General features: G+C 74.0%; 18 protein-coding genes. 10 read left to right on the top strand and 8 right to left on the bottom strand.

Going from position 1 to position 22,899, the window contains the following annotated elements; genetic code table 11:
• Nucleotides 1–357 precede the first annotated feature (357 nt).
• Nucleotides 358–5,121, top strand: coding sequence for an FtsK/SpoIIIE domain-containing protein (locus tag ACFWMZ_RS02965; protein ID WP_383199289.1), 4,764 nt, complete (start codon nt 358–360; stop codon nt 5,119–5,121).
• Between the two features lie 13 nt (nt 5,122–5,134).
• Here the strand turns inward: ACFWMZ_RS02965 and ACFWMZ_RS02960 are convergent, their stop codons facing one another.
• Complete coding sequence (locus ACFWMZ_RS02960; protein ID WP_383178812.1) at nt 5,135–6,010, bottom strand: menaquinone biosynthetic enzyme MqnA/MqnD family protein; 876 nt, start codon at nt 6,008–6,010, stop codon at nt 5,135–5,137.
• 358 nt (nt 6,011–6,368) lie between these two features.
• Here ACFWMZ_RS02960 and ACFWMZ_RS02955 point away from each other — a divergent pair, with 358 nt between their 5' ends.
• The gene (locus ACFWMZ_RS02955) at nt 6,369–6,572 is read left to right on the top strand and encodes a cold-shock protein (RefSeq protein ID WP_100452145.1); all 204 of its coding nucleotides are present in this window, start codon (nt 6,369–6,371) and stop codon (nt 6,570–6,572) included.
• A 131-nt stretch (nt 6,573–6,703) separates the two neighbouring features.
• Here the strand turns inward: ACFWMZ_RS02955 and ACFWMZ_RS02950 are convergent, their stop codons facing one another.
• Together ACFWMZ_RS02950 and ACFWMZ_RS02945 are read right to left on the bottom strand one after the other, a co-directional pair.
• Nucleotides 6,704–8,656 carry an AMP-dependent synthetase/ligase gene (locus ACFWMZ_RS02950; protein WP_383199287.1) on the bottom strand — a complete coding sequence of 651 codons (1,953 nt, stop codon included), beginning with the start codon at nt 8,654–8,656 and terminating at the stop codon, nt 6,704–6,706.
• 310 nt (nt 8,657–8,966) lie between these two features.
• Nucleotides 8,967–10,322: an acetyl-CoA C-acetyltransferase gene (locus ACFWMZ_RS02945; protein ID WP_383199285.1), complete on the bottom strand. Its 1,356-nt coding sequence runs from the start codon at nt 10,320–10,322 to the stop codon at nt 8,967–8,969.
• 70 nt (nt 10,323–10,392) lie between these two features.
• On the opposite strand from ACFWMZ_RS02945, the gene ACFWMZ_RS02940 reads away from it, so the two are divergent.
• Both ACFWMZ_RS02940 and ACFWMZ_RS02935 read left to right on the top strand, forming a co-directional pair.
• The gene (locus tag ACFWMZ_RS02940) at nt 10,393–11,724 is read left to right on the top strand and encodes a 3-oxoacyl-ACP reductase (protein ID WP_383199283.1); all 1,332 of its coding nucleotides are present in this window, start codon (nt 10,393–10,395) and stop codon (nt 11,722–11,724) included.
• A gap of 2 nt (nt 11,725–11,726) precedes the next feature.
• On the top strand, nt 11,727–12,614 hold the full coding sequence (locus tag ACFWMZ_RS02935) for a MaoC family dehydratase (protein WP_383178782.1): 888 nt from the start codon (nt 11,727–11,729) through the stop codon (nt 12,612–12,614).
• A 26-nt stretch (nt 12,615–12,640) separates the two neighbouring features.
• Here ACFWMZ_RS02935 and ACFWMZ_RS02930 read toward each other — a convergent pair whose 3' ends face one another.
• Entirely contained in the window at nt 12,641–13,276 is a 636-nt protein-coding gene (locus ACFWMZ_RS02930) for a TetR/AcrR family transcriptional regulator (RefSeq protein WP_383178809.1), read from the bottom strand.
• 756 nt (nt 13,277–14,032) lie between these two features.
• On the opposite strand from ACFWMZ_RS02930, the gene ACFWMZ_RS02925 reads away from it, so the two are divergent.
• The 3 genes from ACFWMZ_RS02925 to ACFWMZ_RS02915 all read left to right on the top strand — a co-directional run bounded on the left by ACFWMZ_RS02925 (nt 14,033) and on the right by ACFWMZ_RS02915 (nt 15,122).
• Nucleotides 14,033–14,563 (top strand): hypothetical protein, encoded by a 531-nt coding sequence (locus ACFWMZ_RS02925; protein WP_383199281.1) that lies wholly within the window; start codon nt 14,033–14,035, stop codon nt 14,561–14,563.
• Nucleotides 14,560–14,796: a hypothetical protein gene (locus ACFWMZ_RS02920; protein WP_383199279.1), complete on the top strand. Its 237-nt coding sequence runs from the start codon at nt 14,560–14,562 to the stop codon at nt 14,794–14,796. Before ACFWMZ_RS02925 ends, ACFWMZ_RS02920 begins: the two co-directional genes overlap by 4 nt.
• A gap of 107 nt (nt 14,797–14,903) precedes the next feature.
• Nucleotides 14,904–15,122 (top strand): hypothetical protein, encoded by a 219-nt coding sequence (locus ACFWMZ_RS02915; protein WP_383199277.1) that lies wholly within the window; start codon nt 14,904–14,906, stop codon nt 15,120–15,122.
• Nucleotides 15,123–15,150: 28 nt separating this feature from the next.
• Here ACFWMZ_RS02915 and ACFWMZ_RS02910 read toward each other — a convergent pair whose 3' ends face one another.
• Entirely contained in the window at nt 15,151–16,764 is a 1,614-nt protein-coding gene (locus ACFWMZ_RS02910; RefSeq protein WP_383199275.1) for an ABC transporter permease, read from the bottom strand.
• Nucleotides 16,761–17,699: an ATP-binding cassette domain-containing protein gene (locus tag ACFWMZ_RS02905; protein ID WP_383178767.1), complete on the bottom strand. Its 939-nt coding sequence runs from the start codon at nt 17,697–17,699 to the stop codon at nt 16,761–16,763. Before ACFWMZ_RS02905 ends, ACFWMZ_RS02910 begins: the two co-directional genes overlap by 4 nt.
• 125 nt (nt 17,700–17,824) lie before the next feature.
• Between ACFWMZ_RS02905 and ACFWMZ_RS02900 the strand changes: the two genes are divergently transcribed.
• From ACFWMZ_RS02900 to ACFWMZ_RS02890, 3 genes are all read left to right on the top strand, one after another.
• Nucleotides 17,825–18,400, top strand: a complete 576-nt coding sequence (locus ACFWMZ_RS02900; protein ID WP_383178764.1) for a GbsR/MarR family transcriptional regulator — start codon at nt 17,825–17,827, stop codon at nt 18,398–18,400.
• A 725-nt stretch (nt 18,401–19,125) separates the two neighbouring features.
• The gene (locus tag ACFWMZ_RS02895; protein ID WP_383199273.1) at nt 19,126–19,689 is read left to right on the top strand and encodes a hypothetical protein; all 564 of its coding nucleotides are present in this window, start codon (nt 19,126–19,128) and stop codon (nt 19,687–19,689) included.
• Nucleotides 19,575–20,519 carry a hypothetical protein gene (locus tag ACFWMZ_RS02890; RefSeq protein ID WP_383199271.1) on the top strand — a complete coding sequence of 315 codons (945 nt, stop codon included), beginning with the start codon at nt 19,575–19,577 and terminating at the stop codon, nt 20,517–20,519. Before ACFWMZ_RS02895 ends, ACFWMZ_RS02890 begins: the two co-directional genes overlap by 115 nt.
• 64 nt (nt 20,520–20,583) lie before the next feature.
• Here the strand turns inward: ACFWMZ_RS02890 and ACFWMZ_RS02885 are convergent, their stop codons facing one another.
• Together ACFWMZ_RS02885 and ACFWMZ_RS02880 are read right to left on the bottom strand one after the other, a co-directional pair.
• Nucleotides 20,584–21,933, bottom strand: coding sequence for a dicarboxylate/amino acid:cation symporter (locus ACFWMZ_RS02885; protein ID WP_383178755.1), 1,350 nt, complete (start codon nt 21,931–21,933; stop codon nt 20,584–20,586).
• A 552-nt stretch (nt 21,934–22,485) separates the two neighbouring features.
• Nucleotides 22,486–22,788 (bottom strand): DUF4229 domain-containing protein, encoded by a 303-nt coding sequence (locus ACFWMZ_RS02880; RefSeq protein ID WP_383178752.1) that lies wholly within the window; start codon nt 22,786–22,788, stop codon nt 22,486–22,488.
• Nucleotides 22,789–22,899 lie beyond the last annotated feature (111 nt).

Below are 22,899 nucleotides of genomic sequence, written 5' to 3'. Positions count from 1 at the left end.
GCCGCAGGGCAGGCCCCCGTGGCTCCCTTGGTGCGGTCCGGTACCGCCCGCGCGGCGCGCGCGGCCACCGGTACGATCGTCCGCTCTTGAGCCAGCAGCTTACGGGCGGGGGTCGCGAGCGGGCACCCCCGTTCCCCCCGCCCCCACCGGGTTGTGACAGCACCATGACAGCCTCTCCCCGACCCCGGCGCCCCGAATGCCCCGTACCTGCGGCTTGGCGCGGGCAGAGAGGGGCGCATCCACGTTTTCCCCACAGCGGCCCGTTGCCCGGGGACCGAACCCGACCGATATCGTCGGCTCATCGGTGGCCCGCGTCCAGGAAGCGGGCACGGGGGAACTGTAGGAGGCCGAGCAGCCGTGCGCCTGACTCTGACCGTCGTCGACCCCTTCGGCGGGGAGAGTACCGACGTCGTCCTCGACGCCGACCCGGAAGCCCCCGCGGCGGCCATCGCCCGCGAACTGGCCGACAGCCTCGGCGCGGCCGGGAACGGCCAGGTCGTCCCGATCGGCCAGGGGTCCGCGGGCGGCGACGGCAGCCCGCAGATCTTCGTCGACGGCTATCCCGTCGACCCCGGCGCCACCATCACCACCTCGCCGCTGCGCGACGGCGCGGTCGTCAGCCTCCACGACCCGGCGGGCTGCCTGCCCGGCGAGCCCTCCGGCCTGGTCGAACTCCGCGTCGTCGGCGGCCCGTCGGCGGGCTCCGTCCACCGGCTGGGCGTCGGCCGCTACGACATCGGCAGCGGCCGCGCCGCCCGCCTGCGCATCGACGACCCCGAACTCGACGCCCGCGCCCTGACCTTGTCGGTGGCGACCGACGGCACCTGCCAGGTCGCCGTGCACCAGGAGTCCGTCTCCCCCAGCGAGGAGAACGAGCCGGCGCCCACCGAGCCCCCGCCCGGCGAGACGCCCAAGGAACGGGCCAAGCGCGTCAAGCGCGAGGAGCGGGAGGCCAAGAAGCGCGAGAAGCAGCGCGCCAAGGACATCAAGGACGGCCTCGCCCTCCCCGACGGCGACCCGCGCAAGGTCCGCCCGCCGCGCGGCGACCGGGAGATCACCCTCGACGGCGAGCCGATCGAGGGCGACAGCTGGCCCCTGGGCGGCCAGATAGCCATCGGCAACACCCTGCTGGAGCTGAACCGCTATGCCCCGCCCAACGCGGCGCTCAAGTGGTCCGAGGACGGCCTCGGCCTCGACTACAACCGCCCGCCCAGGCTCCGCCCCCCGACGCGGCAGACCCGCTTCCACCTGCCGAGCCGCCCCAAGGAGTACGAGGCGCGGCCGCTGCCCTGGCTGATGGCACTCTTCCCGCTGGTCGGCGCGGTGGTCGCGGTGGCGATCTTCGGTCGCTGGTACTACATGATCATGGCGCTGCTGAGCCCCGTGATGCTCTTCGGCAACTACTTCATGGACAAGAAGCACGGCCGCCGCTCGCACGCCAAGATGGTGAAGGAGTACAAGGAGACCAAGGCCCGCATCCAGCAGGACGCCCGCGACGCCCTGGTCGCCGAACGGCTCGACCGCCGCCAGGCGGTGCCCGACCCCGCGTCGGTGCTGTCGCTGTGCACCGGCCCGCGCACCCGCCTGTGGGAGCGGCGCCGCACCGACCAGGACCACCTGCTGCTGCGCGTCGGCACCGGCTACCTGCCCTCCGAGGTCGTCCTCGACGACCCCGAGCAGGACGAGCACCGGCGCGAGGTGACCTGGCGCATCCAGGACGCCCCGGTCACCCTGCCGCTGCGCCAGCTCGGCGTGGTCGGCATGGCCGGCCCTGGCGAGTCGGGCCGGGCCATGGGCCGCTGGGCCGTCGCCCAGACCGCGGCCCTGCACAGCCCGATGGACGTGCAGTTCTACGTCCTCACCGAGGCGACCGCCCAGCCCGACTGGGAGTGGACGCGGTGGCTGCCGCACTGCCGTCCGGCCGGCAGCCAGGACGTCAACCTCCTCATCGGCACGGACGCCGAGACGGTCGGCGCCCGGATCGGCGAACTCACCCAGATCCTCGACGCCCGCCAGAAGGCGCTCCAGGAGAACCGGGGCCAGAACGCCGGCTTCTCCGACCCGGACATCGTCGTCGTCTGGGACGGCTCGCGCCGCCTGCGCTCCCTGCCGGGCGTGGTCCGGCTGCTGCGCGAGGGCCCCGAGGTCCACATCTACGCCCTCTGCCTCGACACCGAGGAGCGGTTCCTGCCCGGCGAGTGCCTGGCCGTCGTCGTCGCCGAGCCCAAGCCCCGCGAACTGGAGCCCGCCCTGCACCCCGCCCCCGCCGGGGCGGCCCCGGGCCCGGAACGCCCGGGCGCCTTCCCCTCGTTCCGCGCCTGGCACCCCACCGGGCGTGCCGACGCCGAGGCGGGCCAGGAGCAGTTGCGGCTGCGGGTCGAGGAGAACGGCTCCGAGCAGCGCACCCTGGTCCGCCCCGAGTTCGTCTCCGCCGCCTGGTGCCTGCGGCTGGCCCGCGCCCTCTCCCCGCTGCGCGACATCAGCGGCGAGACCGAGGACTCCGCCCTGCCCGGCTCCAGCCGCCTGCTCGACGTGCTCCAGCTGGAGCCGCCGACCCCGGAGGCGATCACCGCCCGCTGGCGGATGGGCGGCCAGTCCACGATGGCGGTCATCGGCGAGTCCTACGACGGCCCGTTCGGGATCGACATGCGCAAGGACGGGCCGCACGGCCTGATCGCCGGTACCACCGGCTCCGGTAAGTCCGAGCTGCTCCAGACGATCGTGGCGGCGCTCGCGGTCGCCAACACGCCGGAGAACATGACGTTCGTCCTCGTCGACTACAAGGGCGGCTCGGCGTTCAAGGACTGCGTGAAGCTGCCGCACACCGTCGGCATGGTCACCGACCTCGACGCCCACCTGGTGGAACGGGCCCTGGAGTCGTTGGGCGCCGAGCTGAAGCGCCGCGAGCACATCCTCGCCGACGCCGACGCCAAGGACATCGAGGACTACCAGGACCTGGTCCGCCGCGACCCCTCGCACACCCCGGTGCCCCGACTCCTCATCGTCATCGACGAGTTCGCCTCGATGGTCCGCGACCTGCCCGACTTCGTCACCGGCCTGGTCAACATCGCGCAGCGGGGCCGTTCGCTCGGCATCCACCTGCTGCTCGCCACCCAGCGGCCCAGCGGTGTCGTCTCGCCCGAGATCCGCGCCAACACCAACCTCCGCATCGCCCTGCGCGTCACCGACGGCGGCGAGTCCAGCGACGTCATCGACTCCCCCGAGGCCGGACACATCTCCAAGTCCACCCCGGGTCGCGCCTACGTCCGCCTGGGCCACGCCTCCCTGGTCCCCTTCCAGTCCGGCCGCGTCGGAGGCCGCCGCCCCGGCGCCGCCGACCCGCGGCTCCTCACCCCCTGGGTGGGCACGCTCGGCTGGCCGGACCTGGGGCGAGCCGCCCTCACCAAGCCGAAGGTGGAGGCCCGCGAGGAGGAGGAGATCACCGACCTGAAGGTCCTGGTCGACGCCGTCCGCGAGGCCAACACCACCCTCGCCATCCCCGCCCAGCACAGCCCGTGGCTCCCGGCGCTCTCCGAGACCCTGCTGCTCGACGAGATCCCCGCCCCCGTCCACGCCTCGCTCGCCCCGGGCGCGCTCCCGCCCGCCCCGTACGGCGTGGAGGACCTCCCCGCCGACCAGGCCCGCCGCCCGGTGGTGGTCGACTTCGCCACCTTCGGCCACCTGATGATCGGCGGCGCGCCCCGCTCGGGCCGCTCCCAGGTCCTGCGGACCATCGCCGCCTCCCTGGCCCGTACGCACTCCTGCGCCGACGTCCACCTCTACGGCATCGACTGCGGCAACGGCGCCCTCAACGCCCTGACCCGGCTGCCGCACACCGGCGCCGTCGTCGGCCGTAACCAGACCGAGCGCGTGGTGCGCCTGATCAGCCGGCTCAAGGGCGAGCTGGGCCGCCGCCAGGACCTGCTGGCCGAGGCGGGCTTCGCCGACATCGGCGAGCAGCGGGCCGCGGCCGCCGAGGACGAGCGGCTGCCGCACCTGGTCTGCCTGCTCGACCGCTGGGAGGGGTGGCTGCCCACGCTCGGCGAGGTCGACCACGGCTCCCTCACCGACGAACTGACCACGATCATGCGGGAGGGCGCGAGCGTCGGCCTCCACATGATCATCACCGGTGACCGGCAGCTCCTCGTGGGCCGCATCGCCTCCCTCACCGAGGACAAGTACGGGCTGCGGCTCGCCGACCGCTCCGACTTCTCGATGCTCGGCATCCCCACCCGCAAGGTCCCCGAGGAGATCCCGCCCGGCCGCGGCTACCGCAACGAGTTCGGCACCGAGACGCAGTTCGCGCTGCTCGCCGAGGACGCCACCGGCCAGGGCCAGGCCGCGGCCATCACCGCCATCGGCGAGGCCGCCCAGGCCCGCGACGCCGGCGTGCCGCGCGCCCACCGCCCGTTCCGGGTCGACACCCTGCCCGCGCGCATCTCCTTCGACGAGGCGTGGGAGCTGCGCGACCAGGAGGCGTCCCGGTCCAGGCTGTGGGCGCTGGTCGGTGTCGGCGGCGACGAGCTGACCGGCCACGGGCCCGACCTGGCGCAGGGCGTACCGGCGTTCGTGATCGCGGGCCCGGCCAAGTCGGGCCGCTCCACCGTCCTCATGAACATGGCCCGCTCGTTCCTGGCGCAGGGCGTCCGGCTGGTCGTCGCGGCGCCGCGCCGCTCCCCGCTGCGGGAGCTGGAGGGCCACGAGCAGGTCCTGAAGGTGTTCACCGGCGACGACATCGACGAGGACGAGTTCGAGGAGCTGATCGACGAGGCGGAGCCCACGCCTGAGACGCCGGTGGTGGTCGTCGTGGACGACGGCGAGGTCCTGGAGGACTGCGACGCGGAGGGCCAGTTCAAGAAGCTGATCCAGCGCGGCTCCGAGCGGGGCCTGGCCCTGGTCATCGCCGGTGACGAGGAGGACGTCTGCAGCGGCTTCTCCGGCTGGCAGGTCGACGCGAAGAAGGCCCGCCGCGGCATCCTGCTCTCCCCGCAGGACTCCTCCTCCGGCGACCTCATCGGCGTGCGGGTCTCCCGCGGCCAGGTCGGCGGCCAGGTCGCCCCCGGCAAGGGCATGCTCCACCTGGGCAACGGCGAACTGGCCACCGTCACCACCCCTCTGTAGGCGGGCCGCCCGCTCAGGCCGGCGGCAGCAGCGACACCGGGACCTCCCCCGCCCCGATCCGGGAGGCGAAGGCATGCACACCGCCGAGCTGGTCCGGGCCGAAGCGGAAGTCGAGGGTGGTGAAGTAGCGCTCCAGGAGTTCGGCGTCGAACGCCTCCCAGCGGGCTGCCTGCTCGGCGACCTTGCCGACCTCCTCCAGCGAGAGGTCGCGGGAGGCGAGGAACGCCTGGTGTACCTGGCGGACCACGTGCTCCTGCTCGGCGAGGTACTCCTTGCGGGCGGCCCAGACGGCGAAGACGAACGGCAGGCCGGTCCACTCCTTCCACATCTGGCCCAGGTCGTGGACCTGCAGGCCCAGGCGCGGGGCGTCGTGGAGGCTGGCGCGCAGGGCGGCGTCGCCGATGAGGACGGCCGCGTCGGCCTCCTGCATCATCGAGCCGAGGTCCGGCGGGCAGGTGTAGTAGTCCGGGGTGACGCCGTACCGCTCGGCCAGCAGCAGTTCGGCGAGCCGGACGGAGGTGCGGGAGGTCGAGCCGAGGGCGACCCGGCGGCCGTCGAGCTGCTCCAGCGGCAGCTGGGAGACGATCACGCAGGACATGACGGGCCCGTCGCAGCCGACCGCGATGTCGGGCAGGGCGACCAGGCCGTCGGCGTGCTTGAGGAACTCGACCAGGGTGACCGGACCGATGTCCAGGTCGCCCGCGACGAGCTGCTCGGAGAGCTTCTCCGGGGTGTCCTTGGTCAGCTCCAGGTCGAGCAGGGTGCCGGTGCGGGCGAGGCCCCAGTAGAGGGGGACGCAGTTGAGGAACTGGATGTGGCCGACACGGGGCCTGCTGCGGGCCTGCCCGGCGGGCGCTTCGCGGTGCGCTCGCGCGCTGGGGTCGGTCAGATGGTCGTCGGGTACGTCAGCGCGAGAATTGTCCACCTCGTGAGGCTAGCCCTGCCGTGGATGACACGTCCGCCGGGGGCCGCCGGGCGAGCGGCCGACACGTCGGCCCGGGTACGCCAGGTGTCCGTTTGTCAACGCCTGACCTGCGGCAATCAAACATCTGGGTGAAGTGATCTTTCCCTCTACCGGTGCCGAGCTCCTGCGTGCTAGGCTCGCCGCAAGTTGCAGTTTGGTTTCCCTTGCAGTACAGAGCCTGCGGAGCATGTGACCGCAGGCTCTCGTCATTTTCAGACTTTTGCACTTGTTTTCACACTTGCAGGTTCTGGAGCAGGGCAACCCTTTGGCCCAAGGAGGGCTTATGGCTACCGGAACCGTGAAGTGGTTCAACGCCGAAAAGGGCTTTGGATTCATCGCCCAGGAAGGCGGAGGCCCCGACGTCTTCGTCCACTACTCCGCGATCAACGCCAACGGCTTCCGCTCCCTCGAGGAGAACCAGGCCGTGACCTTCGACGTCACGCAGGGCCCGAAGGGCCCGCAGGCGGAGAACGTCAACCCCCTCTGAGCATCCGCTCAGCAGGAGGTGGCTGACTGATCCGGTCCCGATAGCAGTACCCAAGGAGCCCCGCTCCTCCGCCTCGGCGGAGGGGACGGGGCTCCTGCCTTTCCCGGCGGGCGCGCACCGCCCGCCCGGGTTCACTTCCGGTACAGCGCCTCGATCTCCTCGGCGAAGTCCTTCTCCACCGCCGGGCGCTTGATCTTCAGGGACGGGGTGAGGTGGCCGCCCTCCTCGGTGAAGCCGGTGGACAGCACGGTGAAGCGGCGGATGGACTCGGCGCGCGAGACGAGCTTGTTGGCGTCGTCCACGGCCTTCTGGAGCGCTTCGAGCAGCTCGGCGTCGCGCACCAGCTCCTCGGTGGTCAGCGCCTCCTTCTTCCGCATCCTCCGCCAGTGCGCGATCCCCTCCGGCTCCAGGGTCAGCAGCGCGGTGATGTACGGGCGGTCGTCGCCGACGACCATGCACTGGCCGACCAGCGGGTGGGCGCGGAGCCAGTCCTCCAGCGGGGCCGGGGCGACGTTCTTGCCGCCGGTGGTGATGAGGATGTCCTTCTTGCGGCCGGTGATGGTGAGGTAGCCGTCCTCGTCCAGGGAGCCGAGGTCGCCGGTGGCGAACCAGCCGTCGACGGGGCCGCGGGTGACCTCGCCGGCCTCGGCGTCCCAGTAGCCGGTGAAGACGTGGCCGCCGCCGAGCAGCACCTCACCGTCGTCGGCGATCTTCACGCGGCCGCCGGGCAGGGGCCAGCCGACCGTACCGAGGCGCGGTTTGAGCGGCGGGGTGGTGGTGGCGGCCGCGGTGGTCTCGGTGAGGCCGTACCCCTCGTAGATCTCGATGCCCGCTCCGGCGTAGAAGGCGGCGAGGCGGCGGCCGAGGGGGGAGCCGCCGCAGATGGCGTAGCGGACGCGGCCGCCGAGGGCGGCGCGGATGCGGCGGTAGACCAGCGGGTCGTAGAGGGCGCGGGCGGTGCGCAGGCCGAGACCGGGGCCCGGGCCCGTGCCGTGCTGCTGGGCCTCGGTGGCCTCGCCCCAGGAGCGGGCGATCCGCGCGGCGCGGTCGAAGGAGGCGGCGCGGCCCAGCTTCTCGGCGGTGGCCCGGCCGGTGTTGAAGACCTTCTCCAGGACGTAGGGGATGGCGAGGAGGAAGGTCGGGCGGAATCCGGCGAGGTCGGCGAGGAGGTCGTCGGTCTTGATGCTGGGGGCGTGGCCGAGGCGGACCCGGGCGCGGAGGCAGCCGATGGCGACCATGCGGCCGAAGACGTGCGAGAGGGGCAGGAAGAGGAGGGTGGAGGCGGGGTCCTTGGAGACCGACTTGAAGACGGGGTGGAGGAGTTCGATGGCGTTGTCGACCTCGGCGAAGAAGTTGCCGTGGGTCAGCACGCAGCCCTTGGGGCGGCCGGTGGTGCCGGAGGTGTAGATGAGGGTGGCGGTGGTCTCCGGGGTGAGCGCGGTACGGCGGGCGGTGATCTCCTCGTCGGGGATCGCGCGTCCGGCGTCCTTGAGGCGGCCGAGGTCGCCCACCGGGTCCTTGGCACTGGTGGCGAAGGACCAGACGTGGGCGAGGTCGGGGAGCCGGTCGCGTTCGGGGCCGATGGCGGCGGCCTGTTCGGCGGTCTCGACGGCGAGGGCGACGGCGCCGGAGTTCTGGAGGATCCAGCGGGTCTGGAAGGCGGAGGAGGTCGGGTAGACCGGGACGGTGACCAGGCCCGCGGCCCAGGCGGCGAAGTCGAGCAGGGTCCACTCGTAGGTGGTGCGGGACATGATGGCGAGCCGGTCGCCGGGCTCCAGGCCGGTGGCGGCCAGGCCCTTGGCGACGGCGAGCACGTCGGCGGCGAAGTCGGCGGCGGTCAGGTCCCGCCAGCGTCCGGCGTCGTCCTTCCGCGACAGGACCGCCTCGCCGGGCGCCTCGCGGGCGTTGTCGAAGGGAATGTCGGCGAGCGAGCCGGTGGCGACCGGCGGGGCGAAGGGCGGCACGGCGGCCTCGCGGACCGCTCCGTCCACCCGGCGCAGCTCCGGTTCGACCAGGCGGGGGCGTCCGTCCTCGCCGGTGGTGCGGGCGAGCGGGGCGGGGGGCGGGGTGGTGGGCGCGGTCATGAGGGCGGCTCCTCGGCAGGTGGGCTCGGCGGGCGGTCGGCGTCCCGGTCCGATGGACCGGTGTGCCGGTACGGCGTCCGGTGCGGCCTTCGGGTCGTGTCTCCACGGGGGCGGGCACCGGTGCGCACGAGGGTTTCTCGGACGTCGAGTCGGGTGGAGTCGGCGGGGTGTGCGGTCGGGGGACGTGTTGCGAACGCCCCGGCCGGGTGGGGTTACGGGGAGACGCGGCGCGGCGCGGGTGGACGGGTGCGCGCCGCGCCTCCCCTGTCGGTGGGCCTCCGGGGTACGCCCGGGGGCCGGGGTGGGCCGGTCAGGGGCGCTCCAGGATCGCGGTGACGCCTTGGCCGCCCGCGGCGCAGATGGAGATCAACCCCCGGCCGGGCCCGCCGCGTTCGGCGAGCAGCTTGGCGAGGGTGGCGACGATGCGGGCGCCGGTGGCGGCGAAGGGGTGGCCGGTGGCGAGGGAGGAGCCGGCGACGTTGAGGCGGTCGCGGTCGACAGTGCCGAGGCCCTGCTCCTCCCAGGAGGCGAGGGTGGCGAGGACCTGGGAGGCGAACGCCTCGTGGATCTCGACCAGGTCGAAGTCGGCGAGGGTCAGCCCCGCGCGCTCCAGCAGCCGGGGCACGGCGTGGGTCGGTGCCATCAGCAGGCCGTCGGCCTCGGGCACGCAGTCAGCGACGTCACCGGAGACGAAGTCGACGGCGGCCGTCTCGTACCAGGTGAGGTGGGCGAGCGGGGTCAGGCCCCGGCTCCGGGCCCACTCCTCGCCGGCCAGCAGGACGGTGGCGGCGCCGTCGGTGAGCGGGGTGGAGTTGCCCGCGGTCATGGTGGCGCCGGGGTGGGCGGTGCCGAAGACGGGCTTGAGGGTGGCGAGTTTGGCGGGGGTGGAACCGGGGCGGAGGTTCTGGTCGCGGGCGACGCCGCGGAAGGGGACCACCAGGTCGTCGAGGAAGCCGCGTTCGTAGGCGGCGGCGAGCCGCTGGTGGCTGGTGGCGGCCAGTTGGTCCTGGTCCTCGCGGGCGATGCCCCAGGCGCGGGCGGTGACGGCGGCGTGCTCGCCCATGGAGAGGTGGGTGCGCGGCTCGGCGTTGCGGGGGATGTCGGGGACGACGTGGCCGGGACGGATCTTGGCGAGCGCCTTGAGGCGGGCGCCGGTGGACTTGGCGCGGCGGGCCTCCAGGAGGATGCGGCGGAGCCGGTCGTTGAGGCCGATCGGGGCGTCGCTGGCGGTGTCGGAGCCGCCCGCGATCGCGGAGTCGATCTGGCCGAGGGCGATCTTGTTGGCGGCGGCGATGACGGCCTGGAGGCCGGTGCCGCAGGCCTGCTGGATGTCGTAGGCGGGGGTGCGCGGGTCGAGGGCGGAGCCGAGGACGGTCTCGCGGGCGAGGTTGAAGTCCCGGCTGTGCTTGAGGACGGCCCCGGCGACGAACTCACCGACCCGCTCACCGGTCAGTCCGTACCGCTCGACCAGGCCGTCCAGGGCGGCGGTGAGCATCTGCTGGTTGGAGGCGGTGGCGTACGGGCCGTCGGAGCGGGCAAAAGGGATGCGGCTGCCGCCGATGACGGCGACCGGGCGCGGGCGGGGAAGTCCCGTGGCGCGCGGCGTGGGTGCGGCGTCCGGGCCGGGGGTGCCGGCGGCCGGGGTGTTCTGGTGGGGCGGATTCATCTCGACCAGCTCCTGACCCTTGAGTAACCTTACTCGGAAGTAAATTACCGACCAACCCGGGAGTTCGACAATGGCCGACCGCTATCTGCGTTTCACCCACACCGCCCCGGGCCGGTTCGCCACCCGCCGCCTCGGGCTCCCCCAGCCCGCGGAGCTGCGCCGCTGGTCGGCCGAGAAACCCGTCCTCGACGGGCCGCTGCTCCACCTCACCGCCGGGACCTCCACCCACCGCGACGCGCTGGCCGCCGCGCTGGCCCGCACCGGGCTCGACGTACGCGCCGCCGCCGAGCGGCCGGCCGCCGTGGTGCTGGACGCCACCGGCGTACGGGACGCCGCCGGGCTCGGCGCGGTCCACGGGGCGCTGCACCCCGCCGTGCGGGGCGTCGCCGACAGCGGCCGGATCGTCGTGCTCGGCACCGAGCCCGACCCGGCCGACCACCACCAGGCCGCCGCCCAGCAGGCGTTGGAGGGATTCGTCCGCTCGCTCGGCAAGGAGGCCGGGCGGGGCCGGACCGTCCACCTCGTACGGATCGCCGACGTCTCCGGCGCCGAGTCGACGCTGCGGTTCCTGCTCTCGCCCAAGTCGGCGTACGTCAGCGGGCAGGTCGTCACCACCGGGCCGGGCGGCGAGGGGGCCGAGGGGATCACGAGCGGCCTCGCCGACGAGACCCGGCCGCTCGCCGGGCGGACCGCGCTGGTCACCGGGGCCGCCCGGGGAATCGGCGAGGCGGTCGCGGCGACGCTCGCACGGGACGGCGCACACGTCGTGGTGCTCGACGTCCCGGCCGCCCAGGCCGACCTGACGGCCGTCGCCGACCGGCTCGGCGGGACCGCGCTGCCGCTCGACATGACCGCCGAGGACGCGGGCGAGCGCATCGCCGCCGGCCTCCCCGACGGCCTCGACATCCTCGTCCACAACGCGGGCATCACCCGCGACCGGCGGCTGCAGAACATGCCCGCCGACCGCTGGGCCTCCGTCATCGACGTCAACCTCGCCTCGGTCCTCACCACCACCGACGCCCTGCTCAAGGCCGGGACGGTCCGGCCAGGCGGCCGCATCGTCGCCACCGCCTCCATCGCGGGGCTGGCGGGCAACTCCGGGCAGACCAACTACGCCGCCTCCAAGGCCGGGATCGTCGGTCTGGTCCGCTCTCTGGGCCCGCGCGCCCTCACCGAGCACGGCGTCACCGTCAACGCGGTCGCCCCCGGCTTCATCGAGACGAGGATGACCGCCGCCGTCCCCCTCTTCATCCGCGAGGCGGGCCGCCGCATGAACTCCCTCGCGCAGGGCGGCCGCCCCATCGACGTCGCCGAGACCACCGCCTGGTTGGCGCACCCGGCGTCGGGCGCGGTGAACGGGCAGGTCGTACGGGTCTGCGGCCAGTCGATGCTGGGGGCCTGACCATGACCGACATCCACCTCGCCACCCCGCCCGCGCTGCTGCCGCTGCTCGTCAAGGGCGGCGCCACCTCGCTGCTCAAGCGCGCCTCGGCCGGGGCCGCCCCGCCCGCCACCCGGCTGGTCCTCTCCCGCGCCGAGGTCGACCCCAAGGCGCTCCGCTCCTACGCCGAACTGTGCGGCTTCGCCTCCGGCGGGGTCCCCGACGAGCAGTCGGTGCTGCCCGTCACCTATCCGCACCTGCTCGGATTCCCGCTCCAGTTGCGGCTGATGACCTCCGGCGACTTCCCCTTCCCGCTGATGGGGCTGGTCCACACCTCGGTCACCATCACCCAGCACCGCGAGCTGCGCGGCGACGACCGGCCCGAACTGGTCGTGTATGTGGAGGAGTTCCGGCCGCACCGGCGCGGCACCGAGGCCGTCGTGGTGACCGAGGCGCGGCTCGCCGGGCGGGCCGTCTGGTCCTCGCGCTCCACCTATCTGGCGCGGCACGCGGGCGCGCAGGCCCCGGCCGCCAAGGGCGGGGGTGACGAGGAGCGGACCGTGCTGCCCGTCGAGTCCACCTGGCGGCTGCCCGCCTCGCTCGGCCGCCGCTACGCCGCCGTCGCGGGCGACCGCAACCCCATCCACCTCTCGGCCCTCACCGCGAAGCCGTTCGGCTTCCCGCGCGCCATCGCCCACGGCATGTGGACGGCGGCCCGCGCCTTCGCCGCTCACGGCGTCCGCGGTCCGGTCCGCGCGAGCGCCGCCTTCCACGCGCCCGTGCTGCTCCCGTCAACCGTGCTGTACGCGGCCGCGGGACCCGACTTCGAGCTGCGCGGCCCCGACCGGCCGGACGGCACGCCCGGCCGGCTCCACGTGACGGGGCGGGCGGTGCCGCTGGCCCCCGAGTAGGCGCCGGGACGGCCGTCCGGGGCGGGTCAGCCCCGGGCGTCCTTCGCCGGGCGGGCCGTCCAGCGGTCGCCCTCCATGAGGTTGCCGAGGCCGGCCCAGGCGAAGTTCATCAGCGTCGCCGCCGCCTCCTTGGCGGTGACCGAGCCGTCGGTGTTGGCCCAGCCCGCCAGCGACTCGGCGGCGCCCACCAGGGCGTGGGCGAGGCCCACCACCTCCCGGTCGCCCAGCTCCGGATCGTCGTGGGCCTCGCGGGCGGCGGTCGCGATCAGCTGGGTGACGAAGGCGACCAGGTCCGCGCGCATCGTGGCGACCTCGCGGACGAAGGGCTCACCGCTGGTGCGGGCCTGGTTGTGCAGGACGGCCCAGCCGTCGGGGTGCTCGGCGGTGTGGGTGAAGAAAGCGCCGAGGCCCTCCCAGAGCTGGCGGTCCGGGGGTGTGGCCGGGTCCACGCCCTGGCGTACGGCGCGTACCAGCGCGGCCGCCTCGCGGCGGATGCAGGCGGTGAAGAGGTCTTCCTTGGAGTTCAGGTACAGGTACACCAAGGGCTTGGAGACACCCGCCAGTTCGGCGATGCCGTCCATCGAGGCCGCCCGGTAGCCGTGCCGGGCGAACGTGGTCACGGCGGCGTCCAGCATCTGCCGCTCCCGCACCTCGCGGGGCATACGCTTGGAGCGCCCCGTCCCCCGACCGGACTTCGTCTCGGCCACGCGGTCCGCCTCCCTGAGTCAAAAAGTCCCGTCCAAGGGTAAGGGGCTGCGCCCCGGCTTGTTGGACTCCTCGGCGCGGGGGCCTTGAGCTGGGCCAGTGGGCCCTGGGGCGGCCTCAAGCGCCGGCCGGGCTGGGGGCGGGCGCGGGGCGTCGGCCCGCACCCGTCACCGATTGGCCTCAAACGCCGGCCGGGCTGGGGACGGGCTGGGGCTCGGGCTCCTCGCGCCCGTCACGGATTGGCCTCAAACGCCGGCCGGGCTGGGGATTGGCCGGGCTGGATTTTTTAGCCCGGCCGGCGTTTGAGGCCATCGGTGACCGGCACGGGCAGTGCGAGCCCCAGCCGATTCATAGCCCGGTCGGCGCTTCAGGCCATCGCCGTGCGAGGTTGGCGGCAGGTGGAGGCCGGTGCGGAGTTGAGGGAGTGGACGTGGCTCAGGGGCAGGCGGGGCCGGTGGAACGGATGGAGGCGCACCAGGTAGCGGTGTACGTGCCCGCAGGCCCGCCGGGCGCGTCCCGGCCGAGCGGGCCGGGCAGGCCGCCTGAGGCGCCGGGCCGGTCCGCGGACGGTCCGGGCGCAGACCGGGCGCGGTACGGGCGCGGACAATGAACGTCAAGTGCGTCGACCACCCGGAGGCCGGACCGCTCGCCCTGACCTACGAGTTGACCCGCTTCCCGCAGGATCCCGAGGTGAGCCTGCTGGTCTCGCCACGTTGAAGGGAGTGCCCGGCGGCTTCGTCAACGACGTGGCGCCGGTCTCGGGCGGGGTCGCCTACGTGACCGACTCCTTCAAGCCCGTCGTCTACCGCGTCGCCCGCTCCGAGGGCCGGTGGCCCATGCGCCCCTGGCTCGACGTGCGGGCCGCCGGGATCGACTGGACCGACGGCGAGCACAATCTCAACGGCGTCATCTCCGTCGGCCGCCACCTCCTCGCCGTGCAGAGCAACACGGGACAGCTCTGGCGCGTCGACCCGGCGAGCCGGGAGGTGGCCGAGGTCGACCTGGGCGGCGAACTCCTGCGCAACGGCGACGGGCTGGCCTGGCGCGACGGCCGCCTGTACGTCTCCCGGGGCAATCTCTTCGACACCCCCGGCGCCCAGGCACGGGTCGCCGTCGTGGCGATGGACCCCGGCCTGGCGAGCGGGCGACTGGTCACCGGCCTCGTCCCGCCGGAAGGGTTCCAGCACCCCAGCGCCGTCGCCCTCACCGGCGGCAGCGATCCGCGCCTCCTTAGGTCGCGGTGACCGTGGTCGCGGAACGGCTCGACCCTGCCGAAGGCCGTAAGGGGCGCCACTCCTACTACACCCTGGAGCGGGCGGAGGACGGCAGCACGGTCCCGGGTGAGATGGAGACCACCTCGGACCTCTACGACGTGGGGCGGCGGCTCACCGTGCTCGTGGACCCGAGGGGGAGGTGCACCCCCGGACACGCGGACAGGACAGCCCTGCCGCCGAGTTGGCGGGTGCGGCGGGGCTGATGCTGGTGGCGTTGTCGGCCGTGGGCTGGGTGGCGTGGCGCGGCCGGAGGCGCGAAAGCGGCGGTGAGAGCGCCCCCGCCACGGCAGGTGCCGCAGGGCAGCCCGCGGTGGAGGAGCAGGAGGCCCGGCTGCGCGAGCTCCTGCGGACCGGCCCGGCCGACCGCCGCGGCTACATCCGGGTGCACCCGGAGGACTACCTCGGCCTGACCCAGCAGCGGGCCGCCCGTATCGCCTGGGAGACGGGGCTGCGGGCCGAGGCGTCCGGCAACCGAGGGTCGTGGCGGTTCGCGGAGACCGTGGTCGAAGAGGTTCCCCACGAGCCGTGACCCCCGGCGCCGGGCGGCAGACCCCGCCTCAGGTCAGCAGATCCCTCCCCCGCAGCCTCCCGAGCCCCGCCGCCAGCACCCCCGCCGCGACCGCCACCAGGACGGCCACCGGCGCCCAGTCCGGGTCGGCGCCCGGGAGCTTCGGTACGTGGGTGAAGGGGGACAGGTCCATGACCACGGCGGGCAGGTCGAGGACGGGGCCGACCCAGCCGATGAGCAGGCAGAGCGTGGCTACCGCCCAGCCGGCCGGGGCCGACCGGGGCAGGAAGGCGTAGAGGAGGAAGGCGACGGCGGCCAGGGTCCAGACGGCGGGGAGCTGGGCCAGGCAGGCGAGGAGGAGGGCGGGGAGACCGCGGCCGTGGCCGAGGGCGAGGCCCAGGGCGGCGGTGGCCAGGAGGACGGCCGGTCCCGCCAAGGCGACCAGGAGGTGGCCGGTGGCCCAGCGGAGGCGGCCGACGGGGTGGGCGAGGAGCGGTTCGGCGCGGTGACCGGTCTCCTCGGTGTGCAGGCGCAGGACGGCGGCGACGGCGTAGAGGGCGGCGAGGATGCCGAAGACGCCGGTCATCGCGGCGAGGAAGGCGTCGGTGACGGCCTGTTCGCCGCCGAGGCGGAGCAGGATCTCGCGGGTCGAGTCGTCCTCCTCCAGGAGGGCGGCGGCGCCGTCGGCGAGGCTGCCGAAGAGGGCGGCGGCCGGGGCGAAGGCGAGTACCCAGCCGAGCAGGGTGCCGCGCTGGAGCCGCCAGGCGAGCGCGCCGGGCGTCGCGAGACTCCCCTCGGCGGCGCCCGGACGGGCCGGGAAGAAGCTGGCGCCGAGGTCGCGGCGGCCGGCCAGGGTGTGGGCGAGGGCGGCCAGGGCGACGGTGGCCGCGGCGAACAGGGCCAGCACCCACCAGCGCTCCCCGGCGAACGGGCGGGCGTTCTGCGCCCAGCCCAGCGGGGAGGACCAGCTCAGCGGTGAGGAGCCGTCGTCGCGGGCGGCGTCGCCCGCGGCGCGCAGGACGAAGGCGGCGCCGAGGACGGCGGCGGCGATGCCCCGGGCGAGGCGGGCGCTCTCGGTGAGCTGGGCGGCGGTGGCGGCGACGGCCGCGAAGAGCAGGCCGGTGGCGCCGAGGGCCAGGCCGTGGGCGAGGGCCCCCCGCGGGCCCTCGCCGATCAGCGCGGCGGTGGCGACGAGGGCCACCGCGACGTTGGCGGCCACGGCGGTGAGCAGGGCGGCGGTGAGCGGGGCGCGGCGGCCCACCATGGCGGCGGAGAGCATCTCCTGGCGGCCGCTCTCCTCCTCGTCCCGGGTGTGCCGGACCACCAGCAGCAGGCTCATCACGGCGACCAGGACGGCGGCGACCACGCCGTACCGCCAGACGACCAGGGCGCCGAGGGAGTCGCCGAAGACCGGCCCGTACAGGGCGCGCAGCGAGCTGTTGCCGCTCATGCTCGCGGCGGCCTGGGCTCGTTCGGCGGCGGTGGAGTAGAGCGCGGCGAGCCCGGGCGGCCCGGCGGCGAGCAGGCCGCCGATGCCCAGCAGCCAGAGCGGGATCAGCAGGCGGTCGCGGCGCAGGTCGAGCCGGAACAGGGTTCCGGTGCCGGCGAAGGGGCGGCTGCCGCCGGTGGGGCGGGCGGCCGCGGGCAGGGTCGCGGTGGTCACCGGGCCGCTCCTTCGGGGGTGGCGGGCTCGTCGGCCCGGGCCGGGGCCTGCTGGTAGTGGCGGAGGAAGAGTTCCTCCAGGGTCGGCGGGGTGGCGACGAGGGAGCGTACGCCTGCCCGGGTGAGGGCGTGCAGCACCGCGTCGAGGCCGTCGGCGTCCGCCTGGAGGCGCAGGGTGCGGCCTTCGACGCGCAGGTCGTGGACGCCGGGCAGGCGGCCGAGGCCGTCGGGGAGCCGGGCCGGGTCGGTGAGGTCGGCGGTGAGCGCGGTGCGGGCCAGGTGGCGGAGGGAGGCGAGGGTGCCGGTCTCCACGGTGCGGCCCTCGCGGATGATCGAGACCCGGTCGCAGAGCGTCTCGACCTCGCTGAGGATGTGCGAGGAGAGCAGCACGGTGCGGCCCTGGTCGCGGGCCTCGCGTACGCAGGACTGGAAGACCTCCTCCATCAGCGGGTCCAGCCCGGAGGTGGGCTCGTCCAGGATCAGCAGCTCGGCGTCGGAGGCGAAGGCGGCGACCAGGGCGACCTTCTGCCGGTTGCCCTTGGAGTACGTACGGCCCTTCTTGGCCGGGTCGAGCTGGAAGCGGTCGAGGAGTTCGGCGCGGCGGGCCGGGTCGAGCGGGCCGCGCAGGCGGGCGTAGAGGTCGATGACCTCGCCGCCGGAGAGGTTGGGCCAGAGGGTGACGTCGCCGGGGACGTAGGCGAGGCGGCGGTGGAGGGCGACGGCGTCGCGCCACGGGTCGCCGCCGAGGAGCTGGACGGTGCCGCCGTCGGCGCGCAGCAGGCCGAGGAGGACGCGGATGGTGGTGGATTTGCCGGAGCCGTTGGGCCCGAGGAAGCCGTGCACCTCGCCGGTCCCGACCTCCAGGTCCAGTCCGTCGAGAGCGTAGGTGCGTCCGAAGGTCTTCCGGAGCCCTGAGACACTGATGCTCGTCGTCATGTTTGTGAACGTACGGTACGTTCACAAATTTGTGAAGATGGGGAAGCGTATAAAGTCGGGTCCGCGCCGATGACCCGTCAGGCGGGGGCGGGCGGAGCGGTGAGGCGGAGGAGAGGGAGGAATCCGTGCCCCAGGCGAACAGGGAGACCGGAACCGGAACCGGGAGCCAGGCGGCGGCCGGAAGCGCCGGCGCCGGCTCGACCGACGCGCCGGGCGAGGAGCAACTGTCGCTCTTCGTCGAGCGGTTCGCGGCCGACATGGTCGAGGCGGGCATGCCCCGGATGGCCGCCCGGGTCTTCGGGGCGCTGCTCTCCTCGCCCGAGGGCGTACTGACCTCCTCGCAGCTCTCGGAGCAGCTGCGGATCAGCCCGGCCGCCGTCTCCGGCGCCATCGGCTACCTCGTCGGCATCACCCTGGTCCGCCGCGAGCGCGAGCCCGGCTCCCGGCGCGACCGGTACCGCCTCCACCCCGACCAGTGGTACGAGGCACTGACCAGCCGGGACGCCCGGCTGGTCCGCTGGTCGAGCACACTGCGGGACGGGATCGCGATGCTCGGCCCCGACACCCCGCCGGCCCGCCGGATGGCCGAGACGCTGGAGTTCTTCGACTTCATGCGGCGCGAGATGGAGAGCCTGCTGAGCCGGTGGCGCGCACACCGCGAAGAGGTCTTCGGACCCGCGGGACCCGGCGCGGCCGACTAGGGGGTGCCTGACAGACCCTGTGCGGCGTCCGCGGTGTTCGGTGCGTGCTCTCGGCGTGCCGGACGAAGGTCCTCGTAACGGAGCTACTTGGGCCTTCGTCCGGTGCGGCGAAGGGGGCACCTCCCTGGTCGAGCGAAGCCGAGAGCTTGGGGCGCGTGCCGGGCGCCGTGGGCGCCGTGCGGGATCTGCCAGACACCCCCTGGGCCTGACGGGCCCTCCCGCGCACCTGTGGCCAAACCCTTACCCAAAGCCACCCGAACGCCGCATACCAGCAGGCATACTCGCCGCCGAGGGCCACCCCGGCCCTCCTCCGGCGTGCCCGGAGCCGTCGCGCCCGCGCGCCCCCGCCACGCGAGGCAGCCCGATTCGCGAGGTGCGTCCTGACCGCCCCACATTCCACGGAGGCCGCGGCTGACGGCCCGGCAGGCCCGATACCCGGGCCGGGCCTCCCCCCGGCACACCTCTGGCTCTGGCGCACCGGCGCCGCCCTCACCGCGCTCGCCGCCCTCCAGCAGCTCGTCCTCGCCTTCGGCGTCGGCGGCTGGCTCCCCGGCTGGCAGCCCTGGCCCCTGCTCCTGGCCGCCGCTCCCCTCCTCTGGCGGGGCCGGGCCGGACTCCTGACGGCCCTGGCCACCCTCCCCCGCCTCCCCCCGGCACTCCGCACCCGCCTCGCCGCCGTCCCGCCCGGCGCCCTCACCGCGGGCCTCCTCGGCCTGGCGGCACTGGTGTGGGCCCTGCTCCAGGACCACGAGCCGTGGATCGGCCACGAGGAGTCGGTCTACGCCAACAAGGCCCGCTCCTGGACCGAGGGCGGCCCGCCGGCCGCCAGCTGGGGCGAGTACCGCCCGCCCGGCCTGCCGCTGCTCGGCACCCTCGCCCTGCGCCTGAACGACGACGTGGGCGCGCTGCGCGCGGTGACCCTGCTGCTCGCCCTCGCCATGCTGACCACGACCTATCTCGTGACGGCCCGCTGGACCACCCCGCGCCGGGCCGTCCTCACCGTCCTGCTCGTCCTCTCCGGCCTCGGCTTCCTGCGCCGTATGCCGGAGTTCCTCAACGACATCGGCAGCACCGGCCTGCTCCTCGTCGCGGTCTTCCTGCTGACCCGCGCCCAGGAGCGCCCCGGCTCGCGCGCCTGCTGGCCCTCCCGCCGGTCGTCCTCGCCGCCTTCTACGTGCGGTACGGGGTGGCCGGGAACCTCGCCGCCATCCTGCTGGCGGCGCTGCTCGCCTACGGGCCGCGCGCGTGGCTGGCCCGGGGGCGCCAGCTGGCAATGGCCGGGGGCGTGATCCTCGCCGGTCTCGTGCCGCACTTCGTGCACGCGACGCAGGTCACCGGGTCGCCGCTCGGCCTGGTCCTCTGGGCCACCTCGCAGGCGGAGCGGCAGTTCGTCGGGGACGGGCTCCTCTACTACCTGGTGATCTTCCCGTACCGCCTCGCCGGAGAGCTCGGCGGTGTGGTGATGGCGGGCGGGCTCGTCGTCGCGTTCGCGGCGGTGCGGCGGCTGCGGCGGTCACGGCGGGAGGGCGCGGGGAGCGAGCCGGGGCCGGAGACCCGGCGGTGGGCCTTTCTCGGGCTCACCTCCGTGCTGATCTTCGTTCTGCTCGGGGTGGCCACCGACGGCGAACCCCGCTTCGTCTACCTGCCGGTCGTCCTGCTGACCGTGCTCGGCGTGCAGGCGCTCGCCGAGGTCGCCGGCGAGCAGCGGCGCCGGCTGCTGGCGGCCGTCGGTGTCCTCGCGCTGATGACGACGGCCGGGACGGCCCAGGTGGTGGCGCACGGCGCGATGCCCGGCCCGACCGGCCAGGCCCGCTCCACGGTCCCGGTCGCCCGCGCCCTCGCCTCCGACGGCACGCCCTGCCTCCTGGTCACCGGCTACGAACCGGAGAGCGGCTGGTACTCGGGGTGCGACGCGATGACCTACCGCCAGTACCGGGCCGCCCCGCCGGTGGCCCCGGGCACCCGGGTCTCGTTCATCCGGTACGCGCACGGGCGCCACCAGCCCGGCGACCAGGGGCTGGCCGAGCTGACCCGCGGCCTGGAGCGGACGACCCTGCGATTCCCGGCGACCGGTGTGCTGGGCGAGGCGACCGTGGTGACGGTCCGCCCTCGGGGCTGAGCCCGGACACGCGAACGCCCCGCTCTCCCGAGGGAGGGCGGGGCGGGCTGCCGTACACCTGGGGTCAGGCGGTGGCGGGCGCTTCCTTGGCGTCCAGCTCGAAGCTGGTCGCGTTCTCGTACGCCGTGCGGTCGAGGATGTTCTCGCGCGCCGAGACGAGGACCGGGACCAGGGCCTGGCCGGCCACGTTGGTGGCGGTGCGGATCATGTCCAGGATCGGATCGATCGCCAGCAGCAGGCCGACGCCCTCCATGGGCAGGCCCAGGGTGGAGAGGGTCAGGGTCAGCATGACCGTGGCGCCGGTGAGACCGGCGGTGGCGGCGGAGCCGACGACCGAGACGAAGGCGATCAGCAGGTAGTCGGTGATGCCGAGCTGGATGTCGAAGATCTGCGCGACGAAGATCGCGGCGATCGCCGGGTAGATCGCGGCGCAGCCGTCCATCTTGGTGGTGGCGCCGAAGGGCACCGCGAAGGAGGTGTACTCCTTCGGCACGCCGAGCCGCTCGGTGACCTTCTGGGTGACCGGCATGGTGCCGACCGAGGAGCGGGAGACGAAGGCCAGCTGGATCGCCGGCCAGGCACCCTTGAAGAACTGGACCGGGTTGAGCTTGGCGACGGCCGACAGCAGCAGCGGGTAGACGCCGAACAGGACGATGGCGCAGCCGACGTAGATGTCGGCGGTGAAGGTCGCGTACTTGCCGATCAGCTCCCAGCCGTAGGTGGCGATGGCGCTGCCGATGAGGCCGATGGTGCCGATCGGGGCCAGGCGGATGACCCACCACAGGGCCTTCTGCAGCAGGCTCAGCACCGACTCGCTGAGGTTGAGGATCGGCTGCGCCTTCTCACCGAGCTGGAGCGCGGCGATACCGGCGACGGCGGCCATGAAGACGATCTGCAGCACGTTCAGCTCGGTGAACGGCGTGATCACGTCGGACGGGATGATCCCGGTGAGGAAGTCGATCCAGGAGCCGGTGTTCTCCGGCTTCGCGCCGTCCTTCGGGGTGAGGCCGGTGCCCGCGCCCGGGTTGGTGACCAGGCCGATGACGAGGCCGATGGCGACCGCGATCAGCGAGGTGATCATGAACCAGAGCAGTGTGCGGGAGGCGAGCCGGGCGGCGTTGTTCACCTTCCGCAGGTTGGTGATGGAGACCAGGATCGCGAAGAAGACCAGCGGGGCCACGGCGAGCTTCAGCAGGCCGATGAAGACGCCGCCGACCTGCTCCAGCGTGGTGACCAGCCAGTCGATCTGCTGGCTGCGGGCGAGCCAGCCGAGGAGTACACCGAGGACGAGACCGCCGAGTATCTGGGCCCAGAACGGAATCTTCGGTATGCGGAAGCCGGAACGGGGCTGCTCGGCCTGTCTGGCCTGGCGGTCCTCGGGGCTGGGCTCGGAGGCAGGGTTCTGCGCGGACACGGACACACTCCGGTGGGATGCGGTGGGGGTGGGGGACGGAAGGGCTGTGCCCGGGGCACGCGCTCCCGCGCGGTGCGAAACGCGCGGGGGCGGACGTACGGGATGACCGTGCGGCCGGGCGTCACGGGCGGCGTCGGTACCTGGGGCCCTCGCGGGCCGGGCCCGGGGCGGCGGGGTTGAGCGGCGTGACGCGGTCAGGCGTCGGCCCCCGCCGGGGCGCGGGTCTCAGGTGCGGCGACAGGCCGCCGGACGGCGACACGCCGCCGACACGCAGCGGCAGAGGTCGACGTGCAGACGCGCCACGAGCGGAATGCTCCTGGCCTGGCGGTGCGCGGCTGCGGTCATCATGACGGATACGTTAACACCGGCACTTTGGGAACATCAAAGGACTTCTTTGGGGAGTGGGCAACGCCTCACGCGCCCCCTTCCGTGCGCCGGTGCGCCCGGCCATCGGTCCGCGCCCCTGGCACCTTCACCCCGGACACGCCGAAGCCCCGGCGGCGGCCTCGGGGGCCTGCCTGCCGGGGCGGGTGCGCCGGGGTGGGGGGAGGGTCAGCCGCCGGACTTGCCGGTGGCGGCGGCCGCGTCGATCGCGGCGTCCTCCTGGCTGCGGTTGGCGTCGAGCCGGGCCTTGGTGCGGTCGACCTTGGCCACCACGGTCTCCGAGGCGCGGTCGCGCTCCTTGCGCAGGGCGACGAAGCTGATGGGCGCCGAGATCACCATGGCCAGCAGGAGCATCCACAGGACGTTGGAGCCGCCCACGCCCTTGGGCACGATCCCGAACTGGACCAGCAGTCCGACGCCCACGAAGCAGGCGGCGAAGATCCCGAAGCGCTTCAGGGTGTAGCGGAGCATGACGAATCCACTCTTCCGGTCAACAGGGCCCCACAGGGGCGGGCGCATCCAGTGAAACATGGGGCACCGAAGGGGTCGGCCCAGGGGGTGTCCCATACCCCCTCATGGGGT

The sequence above is a fragment of the Streptomyces sp. NPDC058373 genome (assembly GCF_042723275.1).
In the GTDB taxonomy this organism is placed as follows: domain Bacteria; phylum Actinomycetota; class Actinomycetes; order Streptomycetales; family Streptomycetaceae; genus Streptomyces.
Note: the sequence above shows the minus strand (reverse complement) of the source record. Positions and strands in the feature narration are given on the sequence as shown.

Excerpts from the sequence above, each read along its gene's own strand:
- ACFWMZ_RS02950 (WP_383199287.1), bottom strand. The coding sequence starts at position 8,656 with ATGACCGCGCCCACCACCCCGCCCCCCGCCCCGCTCGCCCGCACCACC.
- ACFWMZ_RS02945 (WP_383199285.1), bottom strand. The coding sequence starts at position 10,322 with ATGAATCCGCCCCACCAGAACACCCCGGCCGCCGGCACCCCCGGCCCG.
- ACFWMZ_RS02955 (WP_100452145.1), top strand. The coding sequence starts at position 6,369 with ATGGCTACCGGAACCGTGAAGTGGTTCAACGCCGAAAAGGGCTTTGGA.
- ACFWMZ_RS02935 (WP_383178782.1), top strand. The coding sequence starts at position 11,727 with ATGACCGACATCCACCTCGCCACCCCGCCCGCGCTGCTGCCGCTGCTC.
- ACFWMZ_RS02880 (WP_383178752.1), bottom strand. The coding sequence starts at position 22,788 with ATGCTCCGCTACACCCTGAAGCGCTTCGGGATCTTCGCCGCCTGCTTC.
- ACFWMZ_RS02905 (WP_383178767.1), bottom strand. The coding sequence starts at position 17,699 with ATGACGACGAGCATCAGTGTCTCAGGGCTCCGGAAGACCTTCGGACGC.
- ACFWMZ_RS02940 (WP_383199283.1), top strand. The coding sequence starts at position 10,393 with ATGGCCGACCGCTATCTGCGTTTCACCCACACCGCCCCGGGCCGGTTC.
- ACFWMZ_RS02930 (WP_383178809.1), bottom strand. The coding sequence starts at position 13,276 with ATGCCCCGCGAGGTGCGGGAGCGGCAGATGCTGGACGCCGCCGTGACC.